This is a genomic window from Streptomyces sp. NPDC048718 (assembly GCF_043198875.1).
Classification (GTDB): domain Bacteria; phylum Actinomycetota; class Actinomycetes; order Streptomycetales; family Streptomycetaceae; genus Streptomyces.
In genome coordinates, this window is the sequence record NZ_JBICVG010000007.1 from 342,267 (window position 1) to 355,082 (window position 12,816).

Annotated in this window: 12 protein-coding genes and 1 pseudogene; 7 read left to right on the forward strand and 6 right to left on the reverse strand. The window is 71.7% G+C overall.

Features of this window, described 5'->3' with window-relative positions:
* Positions 1 to 126 precede the first annotated feature (126 nt).
* The 3 genes from ACGFRB_RS16245 to ACGFRB_RS16255 all read left to right on the forward strand — a co-directional run bounded on the left by ACGFRB_RS16245 (position 127) and on the right by ACGFRB_RS16255 (position 2,446).
* Positions 127 to 405 (forward strand): hypothetical protein, encoded by a 279-nt coding sequence (locus ACGFRB_RS16245; RefSeq protein ID WP_393243521.1) that lies wholly within the window; start codon positions 127 to 129, stop codon positions 403 to 405.
* A 262-nt stretch (positions 406 to 667) separates the two neighbouring features.
* Positions 668 to 1,618 (forward strand): hypothetical protein, encoded by a 951-nt coding sequence (locus tag ACGFRB_RS16250; RefSeq protein ID WP_393243523.1) that lies wholly within the window; start codon positions 668 to 670, stop codon positions 1,616 to 1,618.
* A 507-nt stretch (positions 1,619 to 2,125) separates the two neighbouring features.
* A complete protein-coding gene (locus tag ACGFRB_RS16255; RefSeq protein ID WP_393243525.1) occupies positions 2,126 to 2,446 on the forward strand; it encodes a chaplin in 321 nt (106 codons plus the stop codon).
* 111 nt (positions 2,447 to 2,557) lie between these two features.
* On the opposite strand, the gene ACGFRB_RS16260 is transcribed toward ACGFRB_RS16255, so the two are convergent.
* Both ACGFRB_RS16260 and ACGFRB_RS16265 read right to left on the reverse strand, forming a co-directional pair.
* On the reverse strand, positions 2,558 to 3,427 hold the full coding sequence (locus ACGFRB_RS16260) for a tyrosinase family protein (RefSeq protein WP_393243527.1): 870 nt from the start codon (positions 3,425 to 3,427) through the stop codon (positions 2,558 to 2,560).
* Entirely contained in the window at positions 3,408 to 3,938 is a 531-nt protein-coding gene (locus tag ACGFRB_RS16265) for a tyrosinase family oxidase copper chaperone (protein WP_393243529.1), read from the reverse strand. Before ACGFRB_RS16265 ends, ACGFRB_RS16260 begins: the two co-directional genes overlap by 20 nt.
* A gap of 174 nt (positions 3,939 to 4,112) precedes the next feature.
* Between ACGFRB_RS16265 and ACGFRB_RS16270 the strand changes: the two genes are divergently transcribed.
* The 3 genes from ACGFRB_RS16270 (at position 4,113) to ACGFRB_RS16280 (ending at position 6,638) form a co-directional block, all read left to right on the forward strand.
* Positions 4,113 to 4,616, forward strand: coding sequence for a DUF5949 family protein (locus tag ACGFRB_RS16270; RefSeq protein WP_393243531.1), 504 nt, complete (start codon positions 4,113 to 4,115; stop codon positions 4,614 to 4,616).
* Between the two features lie 152 nt (positions 4,617 to 4,768).
* Entirely contained in the window at positions 4,769 to 5,497 is a 729-nt protein-coding gene (locus ACGFRB_RS16275; protein WP_393243533.1) for a vitamin K epoxide reductase family protein, read from the forward strand.
* 61 nt (positions 5,498 to 5,558) lie between these two features.
* Positions 5,559 to 6,638 carry a glycoside hydrolase family 26 protein gene (locus ACGFRB_RS16280; RefSeq protein WP_393243535.1) on the forward strand — a complete coding sequence of 360 codons (1,080 nt, stop codon included), beginning with the start codon at positions 5,559 to 5,561 and terminating at the stop codon, positions 6,636 to 6,638.
* Here the strand turns inward: ACGFRB_RS16280 and ACGFRB_RS16285 are convergent.
* Both ACGFRB_RS16285 and ACGFRB_RS16290 read right to left on the reverse strand, forming a co-directional pair.
* Entirely contained in the window at positions 6,613 to 7,359 is a 747-nt protein-coding gene (locus ACGFRB_RS16285; protein ID WP_393243537.1) for a TetR/AcrR family transcriptional regulator, read from the reverse strand. The genes ACGFRB_RS16280 and ACGFRB_RS16285 overlap by 26 nt on opposite strands.
* Positions 7,360 to 7,467: 108 nt before the next feature.
* Positions 7,468 to 8,169, reverse strand: a complete 702-nt coding sequence (locus tag ACGFRB_RS16290) for a hemolysin III family protein (protein ID WP_363011478.1) — start codon at positions 8,167 to 8,169, stop codon at positions 7,468 to 7,470.
* 424 nt (positions 8,170 to 8,593) lie between these two features.
* Here ACGFRB_RS16290 and ACGFRB_RS16295 point away from each other — a divergent pair, with 424 nt between their 5' ends.
* Positions 8,594 to 10,417, forward strand: coding sequence for a phosphoenolpyruvate carboxykinase (GTP) (locus tag ACGFRB_RS16295; protein ID WP_363011476.1), 1,824 nt, complete (start codon positions 8,594 to 8,596; stop codon positions 10,415 to 10,417).
* 388 nt (positions 10,418 to 10,805) lie between these two features.
* On the opposite strand, the pseudogene ACGFRB_RS16300 reads toward ACGFRB_RS16295, so the two are convergent.
* Both ACGFRB_RS16300 and ACGFRB_RS16305 read right to left on the reverse strand, forming a co-directional pair.
* Positions 10,806 to 11,195, reverse strand: a pseudogene (locus tag ACGFRB_RS16300) (hypothetical protein); the annotation flags it as partial.
* Between the two features lie 195 nt (positions 11,196 to 11,390).
* Positions 11,391 to 12,602: a pyridoxal phosphate-dependent aminotransferase gene (locus ACGFRB_RS16305; protein ID WP_361226305.1), complete on the reverse strand. Its 1,212-nt coding sequence runs from the start codon at positions 12,600 to 12,602 to the stop codon at positions 11,391 to 11,393.
* Positions 12,603 to 12,816: the final 214 nt, after the last annotated feature.

Here is a 12,816-nt window from a genome sequence, read left to right on the forward strand (position 1 = left end):
GGAGGAATTCGCGAACGCGGAGTTTCCGGCGGCCGTACGTCTCGTTACAGAAGAAGGAACGACGTACGGGGACTCAAGCTCCTTGTGCGACAAGCGACTTGACGTCACACGGAAGGACCTCTCCCCATGAAGCCCATCAAGGTTGCCGCGGCTGTCGCCGGTTCTGTCATGGCCCTGGGCATCGCCGCGCCCGCGATGGCCGCGGAGTCGGCGCTGCCCGCCGGTCTGGGGGGCGGCCTGGGCTCGCTCACCGGTTCCGGGCTGTCGACGGACGCGCTCAGCAACACCAAGGAAGGCTCCCCGGTCAAGACCGTCACCGACGCCGCGTCCAAGCTCAACCAGGCCGGCAAGGGTGCCACCTCGCTGCTCGGCGGGCTGCCGATCGGTGGCGCGCTCGGCGGCTGAGTCCGGGCCGGAGCGCGGGCCGGGCCCGCCGGCCGGAGCGGCGGGGGGACGCTCGTCGGAACCCAGCGGTCCCCTCGTCAGAAACGCGGCCCCGATGGCCTTTTCGGCGTCGGGGCCGTGTTCTTTTGGGTCTCCTTAGGGTCCGATTGAATGATTTTCCGACGCCCCGCCGCGCCGTTCCCCGGCTCTTGCCTTATCCCGTTCTTACAGTCCTTCTGACTTCACGCATTTTCGGACGGCGTGTGTTCAGAGGAAGAGCGGTATGCGACCCACAATCACCAGGAAAATGCTCACCGTCACGGCGGTGACCGGACTGCTGACGTTGTCCGGCGGTTTCGCTCTCGCGGCGGGCTCCGCGGCGCCGGCCGCCGTCAAGGACACGAGCGGGCACGGGACCCTCGCCCAGGTGCGGCTCCCCCAGCCGGCCGAGGTCTGCGGCAGCGGCACCCAGCGCGGCGCCATCGCCGCGGCCGTCGCCGAGATCTGCCAGAAGGCGGTCCAGTCCGCCCTCCCGCAGAGCGGCTCCGCCGCCGGCAAGGCCGAGGACCGGGACGACCACGGCTCCCAGGGCAAGCACCACGCCCAGGACCAGGGCCGCGAGCACGGCCGGGACCAGGGCGAGGGCCGGGACCACGAGAAGGCCGACGGCCCCGAGTCCGGTGGCTACGGCGACGAGGGATACGGCGGCGAAGGCCCGCCGCCCAACCCGCCCGAGCACCCGAGCGACTACGGGGACCACCACGGCGGCGACGAGGGCTACGGCGGCGGACCGACCCGCCCGCCGCGCCCGCCCCAGCCCGGCTACGGGGAGGACACCGGTTACGGCGGCGGTCGCCCGACGCCCCCGCCGAGCGGCGGTTACGGTGACGGCGGCGGCCACCACCCGGGCGGCGGGTATGGCGACGACGGCGGTTACGGCGGCCACCCGAAGCCTCCGGGCGGCGGGTATGGCGACGACGGCGGTTACGGCGGTCACCCCAAGCCTCCGGGCGGTGGTTACGGTGACGACGGCGGTTACGGCGGTCACCCCAAGCCTCCGGGCGGTGGTTACGGTGACGACGACGGCTACGGTGGCGGCGAGCCCCCGCACCTGCCCGACACCGGCAGCGACCCCATGGTCGTCGCGGGCGCCGGCGCCCTCAGCGCCACCCTGCTCGGCGGCGGCACCCTGATGGTCCTGCGCGGCAACCGCCTCTCCCGCGTGCGCCGCTGACCCCGAGCCGGCACGTCATCGACGGCCTCCGACACCGGGTGCCACGAGGTGACGTGACGTGACCCCACCCCGTACGGCCCCCACCGCCTCGCCGCGGTGGGGGCCGTACGCGCGACCGCGACCGGGGCCGGGCGGCCCCGGGAGCCGTACCCCCTGCGGCCGGATCCGAGGAGCCCCGGTGAACCGTAGGCAACCGGTGTGTCGAGGTCCGTGAAGAGCGGGTGAAGACACCTTTCTTCCCGCCACCCGCGCACAGGGCTCTCGTTGCAACAAGAGGCTTGTCGCATGGCCGCGGCCCGCGGATCGGCGGCACGCGCCGCCGTAGCCGACGGCGGTGGACCGCCGATCCGCGAGCCAATGCGCGCCGCCGCCCCGGTCCGCCACCGCCCCGGTCCTTCCCGGCCTTCTCCATTCGGCGCAATGACCGTGACCGCTTCGCCCCCGCGCCGTTGAAAGACGCGTGACCGTGGTTCGCGCGGTCGTGTTTCCTCGCTCAAGGAGTTGTTGATGTCTCGCTTCGCGAAGGCTGCCGCCGTCATCGTCGGCACCGGTGCCGTTGCCCTCAGCGGGGCCGGTCTGGCCACCGCCGACGCCGGTGCCGCCGGTGCCGCTGTGAACTCCCCCGGTGTCATCTCCGGCGATGTCGTCGAGGTGCCGATCGACCTGGGTCTCAACCTGTGTGGCGACAGCATCAATGTCATCGGCCTGATGAACCCGGCCTTCGGTGACATCTGCGCCATCGTCGACGAGCCGGAGGAGCCCCCGGTGAACGGCGGCGGCTACGGCGGCGGCATGGGTGGCGGCATGGGTGGCGGCTACAACCGCTGACCCGCCCTCAGGCGGTGCCGGACCCTGTGCGGGGCCGGCCCACATGCCGATGTCCCCCCGTTCCGTCCGGACCGGGGGGACATCCCTGTGCGCGGCCTGCCCGCGCGCCCCTCACGCGTAGCGGTAGATCGCGCTGTGGTCGAGCATGTCGGCGGGCGACACGTCGAACGGCGCCATCTTGTCGTTCAGCGCCGCGACCTTGCCGCGTTGCGCGTCGCCCTCCGGCGGCTGCTTCTTCGGCATGTAGCCGGCCTTGGGGTTCTCCTTCTGCCAGCGCGACCACAGCAGGTCGATGAAGGAGTGGTGCAGCCAGAACACCGGGTCGTTGACCGAGCCGCCGCCCAGCATCTGCCCGCCGACCCAGCGGTGCACCCGGTTGTGCAGCCGGAACCGCGCGTTGCCGTCGCCGCTGCCCCAGCCCTCCAGCCGGTTGCGGAAGCCCGAGCGGCTGGTGGAGTTCCAGGGCGAGGTGTCGTACGAGGACTGTCCCAGCGCGTCGTCGACGTCGTCCGCCGTCGGCAGGGTGATCGGATTGCGCGGTCGGCCGAAGTCCCGGCTCAGGAAGCTCTGTTCGGTCATCCCGTAGCGCACGGTCCACTGGCCGCGCGCGTACGCGAAGGGGCCGGTGGTGACCTGGTAGTCGCTGGACCGGCCGTTGCCGCCCAGGAAGTCGTCGTTCCACAGGGAGGACTTCGCGCTGTTGTCCCGGGTCCAGTCCCAGTACGGCACGGTCACCGAGTCGTCGATCTCGCGCAGCGACCGCTCGAAGTCCAGCAGGAACTTCCGGTGCCAGGGCAGGAAGCTCGGGCACATGTGCGCGACGCGCAGCTGCCCCTCGCCGTCGGCGACGTAGTAGTCGATGTGGGTGCGGACGTAGTCGTCGTACTTTCCCGATTTCTTGAGTTCGAGGACGGCGTCGACGAAGCGCTTGCGCTCCGTCTTCGTCAGATCGCGCTGGTCCTTACGCGTGTACGCGGCCACGGGGGCTCCCTCCGGTCCGGGCGGCGCCCGGACCGTCGTCAGCGGCGGGGTGGTGGGGGTTCGGGGCCGGGGCCGGGGTTCCGGCGGCGGCGTGCGCGCCGTGCGCGGCGGCGAGCCGGCTCAGCCGGGCCGGTCCAAGGGCGTCCACGGCCGCCCGGGTGGCCGCCAGCGGCGTCGGACAGATCTCGTAGTGGTCGAGCGGAGTGAGCCAGCCCCCGTCGGCACAGCGCATCAGATGCAACGGCAGCCCGTCGACGAGCACGATCGGCCCGCCGGCCGGCCCGCGCAGCCCCTGGACGCGCCGGCCCGCGTACACCTCGTCGAAGAGGACGGGGTGCGGGGGCAGCGGCGGCAGAGGAGGCAAGGGTGGCAGGGCGGATCCGGGAACGGCGGGAACGACGGGGGCGGCGGACGCGATACGGGCGAGTGCGCCGCCCGTGAACGCGGTGACGGACAGGGCGTAGAGGGCGCGCACGGCGGAGCGGCGTGAAACGAGCCGCGGGACGATCATGAGTGATCTCCAGAGGTCGGCGAAGTCCCCCTCGCTGAGAATAGGGGGAGGCCGTGTAGGCATAACGAGGAAAACGCCGGTTCGTTGCGCCGTATTTGCCAACAGGGGGAATGTCGGCCGAATGGGTGAATTCGGCGCGGGAGGGCCGGTGTTCGTCCCCTAGCATCCGGTTTCATGACCACCTCCGAAGCTCTCGACACGGCGCGCGGCGACAGTCCGCTGGGAACGCTGACCGTCATCGCCTGGACGATCGGCCCCGCCGGTGACGTCCCCGCCACCCCGTTTCTGATGGTGTATTCGCTCGGCGACGGACGGGACGGTCCGGAGGCCGGCGCGGCGGCGCTGCGGGCGACGCTCGAAGACATGGACCTGCCGATCGGCGCCGCCGTCGTGGACCTCGCGGAGGACCGCAGGGCCGGTATCCATCTCCTGGTCGAGGCGCGGCGCGCGGTCCTGACGCTGCCGTTCATGAGCGCGCAGTGCCCGGTGCCCGCCGAGTGGGAGGCGGCCGCGCACGAGAGCGGCAAGGTCTGTCTGATCCTCCCGGTCACCCCGTGGCCGCTCGCGCGCCCGGGAGAGCCGGTCACGGAGGCGCGGCTGAAGGTCTTCGTCACCGACGACGAGGTCGTACGGAACGCGGCCCATCTGATGGTGCCGGTGAGCCGGATCCGGGGCTGATCCCGAGCTGATCCGGGGCATCCAGGGCTGAGTAGACGGAGCGGGCGGAGCGGACCGGGCCGGACCGGAGCGTCCGGCACCGGAACCGGAACCGGAAGGGACCCGGCCGGTCCGGCTGGTCCGGCCGGACCGAGCGGACGAGGAGTGGCGCCATGACGACGGTGGACGTAGAGGGCGGGGACGCGGTCCCCGGACAGCGGCACCGGCAGGATGAAGCAGGCAGCGCGGGCAGTGCAGGCGGCGCGGACAGCGCGGGCATCGAGCCCGGTGCTCCCGACGCGTCCGGCGAGGACGCCGCCGGTCGGGGCGTCGGCGCGAGCCGGGCCTTCGCCTGGATGCTGATGGTGACGGGCGCGGCGGGGGTGCTCGCCGCCTGGGTCATCACCATCGACAAGATCAAGATGGCCGAGGACGCGGGCTTCCAGCCCGGTTGCAGCCTCAACCCGGTGGTCTCCTGCGGCAACGTCATGAAGAGCGCCCAGGCGGCGGTGTTCGGCTTCCCGAACCCGCTGCTCGGCCTCGTCACCTACGCCGTCGTGATCGCCGCGGGCGCCGGGATCCTGGCGGGCGCCCGCTACCGGCCCTGGTTCTGGCGGGGGCTGAACGCCGGGATGCTGTTCGGCGTCGGCTTCTGCACCTGGCTGACGCAGCAGTCGCTGTACGAGATCGGCTCGCTCTGCCTGTGGTGCTCGCTGGCCTGGTGCGCGACGATCACCATGTTCTGGTACGTCACCGCGCACAATGTGACGCACCGGCTGCTGCCCGCCCCTGCCGCGCTGCGGAGCTTCTTCGCGGACTTCGCCTTCGCGCCACCGGTCGTGCACATCGGGATCATCGGCATGCTGATCCTGACCCGCTGGTGGGATTTCTGGACCAGCTGAGGTGCGCCGTCCTTCCCGCTCTCCCCGCCCGCGCGGGTGGCCCGGCTTCCTCCGCCCGCTCGTGGCGGTCGCTTCACTCGCCTCGCGCCGTCTGTCCGGCCGCCTGTCCGACGGCTTGCGGTCCCGGCCGTGGTTGGCGCCCGCCGTACCGATCGCGGTCCTCGCCGTCCTGGTGCTGCTGTCGTCGCTCCTGTGGTGGGTGTGGCCGGCGCGGCACGAGGGCCGGGAGCTCGGGGAGGGCGCGGATCCGGCCTGGGGCGCGCCCGCGCTGCTGACCGGGGTGCCGTCGGGCTTCTTCACCGGCTCGGACGAGACCGGGGTGCAGCGGATCGCCGCCGTGGAGGCATGGCTCGGCGGTCCGCCGCTGTCCGTCGGGCACACCTATCTGCCGGGCGACCAGTGGTCCAACATCGAGGGCCACCCCGAGCTGTTCGAACCGTGGGCGCGCTGGAAGAAGGCCCGGCCCGGCCGGCTGTTCGTCCTGAACGTCCCGCTGCTCGACCGCAGCGAGGAGCACCTGCCCGACGAAGAGGTACGGGACGGGCTGCGGCGCGGCGCGGCCGGGGAGTTCGACGAACACTTCCGCGTCCTGGGCGAGCGGCTCGTGGAGCACCGGCTCGCGGACGCCGTCCTGGTGCTCGGCTGGGAGATGAACGGCACCACGTACGCGCACCGCTGCGCGCCGGACCCGGAGAACTGGAAGCGGTACTGGCGGCGGGTGGTCGCGACGCTGCGGGAGGTGCCGGGGCAGCACTTCCGCTTCGACTTCACGCCGAGCCGCGGCCGGGACGCGATCGACTGGCCGCGCTGCTACCCCGGTGACGACGTGGTGGACATCGTCGGCATGGACGCCTACGACCAGCCGGCCGGGCTCTCCTTCGCGGAGCAGGTGACGGAGCCGTACGGACTGGAGTTCCACGCCCGCTTCGCGGCGGCGCACCACAAGCCGGTGTCGTTCCCGGAGTGGGGGCTGTTCCGCAACGGGGACGATCCGGCGTACGTACGGGGGATGCTCGACTGGTTCGTCCGGCACCGGCCCGCGTACCAGACCCTCACGGACTACTGCCCGCACGGAGTGTGGGGGTGCGCGGACAATCCGGTGTCGGGGACGCTGGTCAGGGCCGCGCTGGGCCGGAGATAGCGGAGTCGGGGGCCGTGGAGGCGGCGGCGGTCGGGCCGGTACCGGGCCGCTCGGGCTCGCTGTCGGATCCGGTGCCGGGCCCGGCACCGGGCCCGGCTTCGGCCGGGGAGCGGAGGGTCAGACCGGTCTGGAGGACGTCCACGGCCCGGTCGAGGAGCGGGACCAGGTCGGGGAGCCGGCCGCCGCGTTCGGCCCAGTGCAGCGTGGCCTCGCGCATCGCCCCGAGGACGGCCGCCGTGAAGACCCGTACCTCCAGGTCGTCGGGAGCGCGGCCGGTGCGTTCGGCGACGGCCCCGGAGAGCATCCGGCCGGTCTCGGCCGCGGTCTCGGTGAGCCGGGCGCGTACGGCGGGGATCTCGACCACGAAACGGGCCCGCAGTACGGCCTCGCGCGGATCCCCGGCGAAGGAGGCGGCGACGGCGTCGAGGAGGACGGCGCGCAGCGAGTCGAGCGGCGGTTCCCCGGCGGGGCGGGCCCGCAGCCGGGCGACCAGCAGCTCGCTCTGGTCGTCGCTGAGGAGGATGTCCTCCTTGACGGGGAAGTAGCGGGCCACGGTGGAGGGGGAGACCTCGGCCGCCGCGGCGATCTGCTCCACGGTGGTCGCCTCGTACCCCTGCTCCGCCACGAGCCGGCAGGCGGCCTTCCGGATCGCGACGCGGGTCTTGAGCTTCTTGCGTTCGCGCAGGGTGGGGCGCGGGGAGGGGGCCGCCATGGGGGTCATGGCGGCCATTGTGCCCGGCGCGGGGGCCGGGCACCGCGGGCCGGACGGGGTCCGGACCGGCAGGTCGAGCGAGTGGCTCGGCCGGACCGGCCGGACCGGACGGGTGCGTCAGGCGTGCTGGTAGGCGACCAGCGAGATGCCGACGTAGTGGACGATGAACGCCACCAGGGTGAACGAGTGGAAGACCTCGTGGAAGCCGAACCAGCGGGGCGAGGGGTTGGGGCGCTTGAAGCCGTAGACGACCCCGCCCGCGCTGTAGAGCAGACCGCCGACGACGACGAGGACCAGGACGGCGATGCCGCCCGTCCGCATGAAGTCCGGCAGGAAGAAGACGGCGGCCCAGCCCATCGCGAGATAGCAGGGCGTGTACAGCCAGCGCGGCGCGCCGACCCAGAAGACCCGGAAGGCGATCCCGGCCGCGGCCGCCGCCCAGACGGCCCACAGCAGGGGCCGGCCGGTGGAGTCGGGCAGCAGGAGCAGGGTCAGCGGCGTATAGGTGCCCGCGATGATCAGGAAGATGTTCGCGTGGTCGAGCCGCCGCAGCACCGCCTCGCCGCGCGCCGACCAGGTGCCGCGGTGGTACAGCGCGCTGATGCCGAACAGCAGGCACGCGGTGAGGACGTAGATGCCGCAGGCGATCCGCGCGCGGGGGGAGTCCGCGAGGGCGACCAGGACGAGTCCCGCGACGATCACGGCCGGGAACATCCCGGCGTGCAGCCAGCCCCGGAGTCTCGGCTTGAGGGGGAGGGGGTGCTGCTGTGGCAGCGCCGGGCGCTGCTCCGCGGTGGTGAGGTCCGGCGAGGCTGTCATGAATCCGCATGCTACCTACGCTCGCGTAAGTTCCGGATACGGGTGGATGCCCGGATACCCGGATACGTGGGGCGACCGGCCGTGAGGTGGAACACAACGGGCGAGTCGGGGTCGGGCCGGGGGTGAATCAGGGGCAGGGTCGGGGCGTGCGGGCGGCGCGCGGGTGGGGCGTACAGGCGGTGCGCGGGGCGTACGGGTGTACGGAGCGCGCGCAAGCGACGTACGGGCGACATGCGGGGGGCGCGTGGGCGACGTACGAAGGACCGATAAGTGGTGATGCTCACGTGTGCGGACCCCTGGACATATGGGCGGTAGCATCGGATGATCAAATGAGTGCGGTCGGCACCGGATGAGCGCTACGACGCATCCGGGTCGCAGCCCCCAAGGGGCATGACATCTTCACAACCCTCTTCAAGGAGCAATCGTGGCGCGCGACAACGCGGCTCCCTCCACCGTCCCCACCCAGCACCAGGAGCTCGTCTCCTGGGTCGACCAGATCGCCGAGATCACCCAGCCGGACCGTGTCGTCTGGTGCGACGGGTCGGAGGCGGAGTACGAGCGCCTGTGCGAGGAGCTCGTCGCCAAGGGGACCTTCACGAAGCTGGACCCGGTCAAGCGCCCGAACTCGTACTACGCCGCCTCCGACCCGACCGACGTCGCGCGCGTCGAGGACCGGACCTTCATCTGCTCCGAGAAGGAGGAGGACGCGGGCCCGACCAACCACTGGAAGGCCCCGGCGGAGATGAAGGAGCTCTTCGCGGGAGAGAAGGGCATCTTCCGCGGCTCCATGAAGGGCCGCACCATGTACGTGGTGCCCTTCTGCATGGGCCCCGTCGGCTCCCCGCTCTCCGCCATCGGCGTCGAGATCACCGACTCCGCGTACGTCGCGGTCTCCATGCGCACCATGACCCGGATGGGTCAGGCCGTCCTCGACGAGCTCGGCACCGACGGCTTCTTCGTGAAGGCCGTCCACACCCTCGGCGCCCCGCTCGCCGAGGGCGAGGAGGACGTGCCGTGGCCGTGCAACTCCACCAAGTACATCTCGCACTTCCCCGAGAGCCGTGAGATCTGGTCGTACGGCTCGGGCTACGGCGGCAACGCCCTGCTCGGCAAGAAGTGCTACGCCCTGCGCATCGCGTCCGTCATGGCGCGCGACGAGGGCTGGCTGGCCGAGCACATGCTCATCCTGAAGCTCACCCCGCCGCAGGGCGAGGCCAAGTACGTGGCCGCCGCCTTCCCGTCGGCCTGTGGCAAGACCAACCTCGCCATGCTGGAGCCCACCATCCCCGGCTGGACGGTGGAGACCATCGGCGACGACATCGCCTGGATGCGCTTCGGCGAGGACGGCCGCCTCTACGCGATCAACCCCGAGGCCGGCTTCTTCGGTGTCGCGCCCGGCACCGGCGAGCACACCAACGCCAACGCCATGAAGACCATGTGGGGCAACTCCGTCTTCACGAACGTCGCCCTCACGGACGACGGCGACGTGTGGTGGGAGGGCATGACCGAGGAGCTGCCGGAGCACCTCATCGACTGGAAGGGCAACGACTGGACGCCGGAGTCGAAGACCCCGGCCGCCCACCCGAACGCCCGCTTCACCGTCCCGGCCGGCCAGTGCCCGATCATCGCCCCGGAGTGGGAGGACCCGAAGGGTGTGCCGATCTCGGCGATCCTCTTCGGTGGCCGCCGCGCCTCCGCCGTCCCGCTGGTGACCGAGTCCTTCGACTGGAACCACGGCGTCTACCTCGGTGCCAACGTGGCCTCCGAGAAGACCGCCGCCGCCGAGGGCAAGGTCGGCGAGCTGCGCCGCGACCCGTTCGCCATGCTGCCGTTCTGCGGCTACAACATGGGCGACTACATGGCGCACTGGATCAAGATCGGCCAGTCGGCGGACGCCGCCAAGCTGCCGAAGATCTACTACGTCAACTGGTTCCGCAAGAACGACGCCGGCAAGTTCGTCTGGCCCGGCTTCGGCGAGAACAGCCGCGTCCTGAAGTGGATCGTCGAGCGCCTCGACGGCAAGGCCGAGGGTGTCGAGACCCCCATCGGCGTCCTGCCGACGAAGGAGGCCCTGGACACCGACGGTCTGGAGCTACCGGAGGAGGACCTGGACTTCCTGCTCACCGTCGACAAGGACGTGTGGCGCGAGGAGGCCGCTCTGGTCCCGGCGCACCTGGAGACCTTCGGCGAGCACACGCCGAAGGAGCTGTGGGAGCAGCACCGCGCGCTCGTCGAGCGCCTGGGCTGATGCCCTGACCGCTGCCGCCGCGCGATCCCGCGCGACGGCGGCGGCACCCGAGACTCGTGGCGGGCTGCCCCGATTTCCGCCCTGACCAGTGGGGTCACGACGGCCCGCCGCGACGCGAACGACCCCCGGAGCCCCCTCACGGCTCCGGGGGTCGGCGCATTTTCCGCGCCGTTTTGCGTGCTCGGGGGTGGGGCAAGGCGGGGCGAGGGGATTGGGTGGCGCCCGGTCCGCACGCCGTCGGGGGCGCGCGGACCGGGGCCGATCAGGGGGCGCCGACCAGGGACGGGGTCGGGGCGGGGGTTACGGCAGTCGCGGCGGGGGTTGCGGCGGGGACCGGGACCGGGACCGGGGCCGGGGTCGAGGCCGAGGCCGGGTCCGGGGTCGAAGCGGGGCCGGGGGCCGGTGCGGCGAGTGCCGCCGTGTGCGCGTCCATGCGTTCGGCGGCGAGGATCGCGGCGGTCGTGTCGGCCCGGGAGGCCGCGACGACCAGCGCCCGGCCCGCGAGGGCGTGCGCCTTGCGGTGCAGTGCCCCGGCGGACGCGCCGCTCAGGCCCGCGTGCCGGGCCGGCGGGGTGCCGCGCAGCCGTGCGACCTGCCGGGCGATGAGCTCACCGGCCGCGCTGTCGCCCAATTCGTCGGTGACGGTGAGCAGGGCGGCGAGATGGCCGGCGAGCTGGATGTCCAGCTCCTCCTCGCGGGAACGGTGCGGGAAGTCGAGCCGCTCGCGGGAGTGGTCGGCCATCCGGTGGACCGACTTGGTGCGGATCGGTTCGTACATGCGACGGCCTCCCTGTCCAGGTACTTGAAAAGCATCCTAGCTTGGATTCCGTCTAAAGTTGAGTCGCGTCCGAAAAGGGTGGAGGTGGGGTACGGCTGGGCCCCGACGAGCACCTCTTCCGGTGCTCGTCGGGGCCCAGGGTCTGTCAGTGCCGGTCAGTGCCGGTCAGTGCCGGTCAGTGCCGGTCAGTGCCGGTCAGCGCTGGCTGTAGCCGTCCAGGAAGGTGCCGATCCGGGTGACCGCGTCCGCCAGATCCGTGGCGGAGGGCAGCGTCACGATCCGGAAGTGGTCCGGCTCGTGCCAGTTGAAGCCCGTCCCGTGCACCACCATGATCTTCTCGGACCGCAGCAGGTCGAGGACCATCTGCCGGTCGTCCTTGATCTTGTAGACGTTCGGGTCCAGCCGCGGGAACAGGTACAGCGCGCCCTTCGGCTTCACACACGTCACGCCCGGGATCTGCGTGAGCAGCTCGTACGCCGTGTCCCGCTGTTCGAGCAGCCGTCCGCCGGGCAGCACCAGTTCCTCGATCGACTGCCGCCCCTGGAGCGCGGCGGCCACCGCGTGCTGCGCCGGCATGTTGGCGCACAGTCGCATGTTCGCCAGGATCGTCAGGCCCTCGATGTACGAGGAGGCGTGCGCCTTCGGGCCGCAGACCGCGAGCCAGCCGGAGCGGAAGCCGGCCACCCGGTAGTTCTTGCTCATGCCGTTGAAGGTGAGCACCATCAGGTCGGGGGCGATCGCGGCCGTCGGGGTGTGCGTCGCGCCGTCGTAGAGGATCTTGTCGTAGATCTCGTCCGAGCAGACCACCAGCTGGTGTCGGCGGGCGATGTCGGTGAGCGCGCGCAGCATCTCGTCGTCGTAGACCGCGCCGGTCGGGTTGTTCGGGTTGATGATCACGATCGCCTTGGTGCGATCGGTGATCTTCCGCTCGATGTCCTCCAGGTCCGGCATCCAGTCCGCCTGCTCGTCGCAGCGGTAGTGCACGGCCGTGCCGCCCGCGAGCGAGACCGAAGCCGTCCACAGCGGGTAGTCCGGCGCCGGGACCAGCACCTCGTCGCCGTCGTCGAGCAGCGCCTGCATGGACATCTGGATCAGCTCGGAGACACCGTTGCCGAGATAGATGTCCTCTATCGACAGCGGGATGCCCTTGGTCTCGTAGTGGCTCATCACCGCGCGCCGCGCGGACAGCAGCCCCTTCGCGTCGCCGTAGCCGTGCGCGCCGGAGAGGTTGCGCAGCATGTCCTCGAGGATGGCGGGCGGGCATTCGAAACCGAAGGCGGCCGGGTTTCCGGTGTTGAGCTTGAGGATGCGGTGCCCCGCCGCCTCCAGCCGCATCGCCTCTTCGAGGACCGGGCCCCGGATTTCGTAACAGACGTTGGCGAGCTTCGTGGACTGGATCACCTGCATGGACCGAGCTTACGGCGGTACGGAGCGATGGCGCGCCGTGTTCTGGGACACGTCGCCCGGAGGGAGGTGGCGGGGGAGAGCCGGGGGACGGGGTGAGCGGTGCCGGGCGGCGGGGCTGGGCGCCAGGGCTGGGGGCGCATGGTGGCGTGGGTGGTGGTGCGGGCGCCGACGGGGGCTCGCGGGGGCTCCTGGGGGCGCAGGATAGGTTGTCCCG

Coding starts and splice junctions, on each gene's coding strand:
- ACGFRB_RS16245 (WP_393243521.1), top strand. CDS start 127: ATGAAGCCCATCAAGGTTGCCGCGGCTGTCGCCGGTTCTGTCATGGCC.
- ACGFRB_RS16250 (WP_393243523.1), top strand. CDS start 668: ATGCGACCCACAATCACCAGGAAAATGCTCACCGTCACGGCGGTGACC.
- ACGFRB_RS16255 (WP_393243525.1), top strand. CDS start 2,126: ATGTCTCGCTTCGCGAAGGCTGCCGCCGTCATCGTCGGCACCGGTGCC.
- ACGFRB_RS16265 (WP_393243529.1), bottom strand. CDS start 3,938: ATGATCGTCCCGCGGCTCGTTTCACGCCGCTCCGCCGTGCGCGCCCTC.
- ACGFRB_RS16270 (WP_393243531.1), top strand. CDS start 4,113: ATGACCACCTCCGAAGCTCTCGACACGGCGCGCGGCGACAGTCCGCTG.
- ACGFRB_RS16275 (WP_393243533.1), top strand. CDS start 4,769: ATGACGACGGTGGACGTAGAGGGCGGGGACGCGGTCCCCGGACAGCGG.
- ACGFRB_RS16285 (WP_393243537.1), bottom strand. CDS start 7,359: ATGACCCCCATGGCGGCCCCCTCCCCGCGCCCCACCCTGCGCGAACGC.
- ACGFRB_RS16290 (WP_363011478.1), bottom strand. CDS start 8,169: ATGACAGCCTCGCCGGACCTCACCACCGCGGAGCAGCGCCCGGCGCTG.
- ACGFRB_RS16305 (WP_361226305.1), bottom strand. CDS start 12,602: ATGCAGGTGATCCAGTCCACGAAGCTCGCCAACGTCTGTTACGAAATC.